The organism is Salinivibrio sp. PR919 (assembly GCF_001995355.1).
Lineage (GTDB): Bacteria > Pseudomonadota > Gammaproteobacteria > Enterobacterales > Vibrionaceae > Salinivibrio > Salinivibrio proteolyticus.
Map to the genome: position 1 here is coordinate 1 of NZ_MUFL01000147.1, position 3,449 is coordinate 3,449.

1 protein-coding gene is annotated in these 3,449 nt (G+C 54.2%); it reads right to left on the reverse strand.

What is annotated here, in order from left to right; translation table 11 throughout:
* Positions 1–3,449: beta strand repeat-containing protein (locus BZG83_RS16105; protein ID WP_198929748.1), on the reverse strand; the 3,449-nt coding region annotated here is incomplete at both ends.

A 3,449-nucleotide genomic window follows, 5' to 3' on the forward strand; every position in this document is an offset into this window, starting at 1 on the left:
GCATCTAAATTCTGTACTGAGCTCTGATTTAGCGTGTAAGTCCAGTTGCCGTTCTAAATTCTGTACTGAGCTCTGATTTAGCGTGTAAGTCCAGTTGCCGTTGACCAGTTCTAGCGAGCCATAGGTACCCGCCTCAGTGGTATCGGCAAAGGTGGGGTTATCGTCGTCATCAATATCACTGATCGCAAGGGTGCCGGTGGCAGTCACGGCCGCATCACCTACGTCACCTTCGGTGACTGAACCAACAAATTCACCGGTGACTTCCGGCGCATCACCAGTACCGGTAATGGTGATAACAATATCTTGCTSTGTGCCATCAGAGGCAGTCAGAGTGATGGTATCGGTGACCTGATCGCCGGCATCTAAATCCTGCACGCTGGCTTGATCAAGGGTGTAGGTCCAGTTCTCACCGACTAGTTCCAGCGAACCATAAGTGCCGGTTGCTGTGRTATTGGCRAARGTGGGTGCATCGTCGYYATCSACATCACTGATCGCAATGGTACCCGTGGCAGTGACAGGCGCATCGCCTTCATTGCCTTCGGTGACGGAACCGACAAAGCTACCGGTCACTTCAGGTAAGTCGTCGGTGCCGGTAATAGTGATGACAATATCTTGCTCAGTACCATCGTTTGCGGTCAGGGTGATGGTGTCGGTGACTTGATCACCGGCATCTAAATCCTGCACGCTGGCTTGATCGAGGGTGTAGGTCCAGTTCTCACCGACCAGCTCGAGTGAACCATAAGTACCTGTTTCTGTGGTATTGGCGAAGGTGGGTGCATCGTCACTATCGACATCACTGATCGCAATGGTACCGGTGGCAGTGACTGGCGCATCGCCTACATCACCCTCGGCGACGGAACCAATAAACTCACCGGTGACTTCAGGTAGGTCCTCGCTACCGGTAATGGTGATGACAATATCTTGCTCTGTGCCATCAGAGGCAGTCAGGGTAATGGTGTCGGTGACCTGATCGCCTGCATCTAAATCCTGTACAGCAGACTGATCGAGGGTGTAAGTCCAGTTGCCGTTCACCAGGTCTAGTGAGCCATAGGTGCCGGTCTCTGTTGTATCGGCAAAGGTTGGATTATCGTCACCATCGACATCACTGATCGCTAGGGTGCCSGTGGCAGTGACAGGCGCATCGCCCACATTACCTTCGGTCACGGAACCTACAAACTCACCGGTGACTTCAGGGGCGTCATCTGTTCCGGTAATGGTGATCACAATATCTTGCTCTGTGCCATCAGAGGCGGTCAGGGTGATAGTATCCGTGACTTGATCGCCGGCATCTAAATCCTGCACTGAGCTCTGATCGAGAGTGTACGTCCAATTACCGTTCACGAGCTCTAATGAGCCATAGGTGCCCGCTTCAGTGGTATCCGCAAAGGTCGGCGTATCGTCACTATCAACATCACTGATCGCAAGGGTGCCGGTGGCAGTGACGGGCGCATCGCCCACGTCAGCCTCGGTGACTGAACCGGTAAAGCTACCAGTCACTTCAGGTAAGTCGTCGGTGCCCGTAATAGTGATAACAATATCTTGCTCAGTACCATCAGAGGCCGTGAGGGTGATGGTGTCGGTGACCTGATCGCCTGCATCTAAATCCTGCACCGCAGACTGATCGAGGGTGTAAGTCCAGTTGCCGTTCACCAGGTCTAGTGAGCCATAGGTGCCGGTCTCTGTTGTATCGGCAAAGGTTGGATTATCGTCACCATCGACATCACTGATCGCTAGGGTGCCGGTGGCAGTGACAGGTGCATCGCCCACGTTGCCTTCGGTCACTGAGCCGGTAAAGTTACCGGTGACTTCAGGCGCATCTTCGCTACCAGTAATAGTGATGACAATATCTTGCTCAGTACCATCGTTTGCGGTCAGGGTGATGGTGTCGGTGACTTGATCACCGGCATCTAAATCTTGCACCGCAGACTGATCAAGTGTGTAAGTCCAATTACCGTTAACTAGCTGGAGCGAACCGTAAGTGCCGGTTGCTGTGGTATCAGMAAAGGTCGGCGTATCGTCACCGTCGATATCACTGATCGCAATGGTACCCGTGGCAGTAACAGGCGCATCACCTTCGTCTCCTTCGGTGACTGAACCAACAAACTCACCACTCACTTCTGGCGCATCATCGGTCCCCGTAATGGTGATGACAATATCTTGTTGCGTGTTATCGCTTGCCGTCAGGGTAATGGTATCGGTGACCTGATCGCCGGCATCTAAACTCTGCACGGCAGATTGATCGAGGGTGTACGTCCAATTACCGTTCACTAGCTCGAGCGAACCATAGGTGCCGGTCTCTGTGGTATCGGCAAAGGTTGGATTATCGTCGCCATCCACATCACTGATCGCAATGGTGCCGGTTGCAGTCACCGCCGCATCACCTGCGTCACCCTCGGTGACCGAGCCGGTAAAGTTACCGGTGACCTCAGGGGCGTCGTCCGTACCCGTAATAGTGATAACAATATCTTGCTCTGTGCCATCAGAGGCAGTCAGGGTGATGGTGTCCGTCACCTGATCACCGGCATCTAAATCCTGCACGCTGGCTTGATCAAGGGTGTACGTCCAAGCTCCATCTACTAGCTCCAATGAGCCATAAGTGCCTGCCTGTGTAACATCGGCAAAGGTCGGATTGTCATCGCCATCGACATCACTGATCGCAATCGTACCCGTCGCAGTGACAGGCGCATCGCCCGCGTCACCTTCGGTCACCGAGCCGGTAAAGCTACCGCTTACTTCTGGCGCATCGTCGGTCCCCGTAATGGTGATAACAATATCTTGTTGCGTGTTATCGCTCGCAGTCAGGGTAATGGTATCGGTGACCTGATCGCCGGCGTCTAAATTCTGCACGGCAGACTGATCAAGGGTGTAGGTCCAATTACCGTTCACCAGCTCGAGCAACCCATAGGTGCCTGCCTGTGTGACGTCGGCAAAGGTTGGCGCGTCGTCACTATCGACATCACTGATCGCAAGGGTGCCGGTGGCAGTGACGGGTGCATCACCTGCGTCACCCTCGGTGACCGAGCCGGTAAAGTTACCGGTGACCTCAGGGGCATCATCGGTACCGGTAATGGTGATAACAATATCTTGCTGGGTGCCATCAGAGGCAGTCARGGTGATGGTGTCCGTCACCTGATCGCCAGCATCTAAATCYTGCACSGCAGACTGATCGAGGGTGTAGGTCCAAGCGCCATCTACTAGTTCCAGCGAGCCATAAGTCCCCGCTTCTATAGTATTCGCAAAGGTTGGCGCATCGTCGCCATCCACATCACTGAGCGCAAGGGTGCCCGTGGCAGTGACCGCATCGCCTTCGTTGCCTTCGGTGACCGAGCCGGTAAAGTTACCGGTGACCTCAGGCGCATCGTCGGTCCCCATAATGGTGATCACGATATCTTGTTGCGTGTTATCGCTTGCGGTGAGGGTGATGGTGTCGGTCACCTGATCGCCGGCAT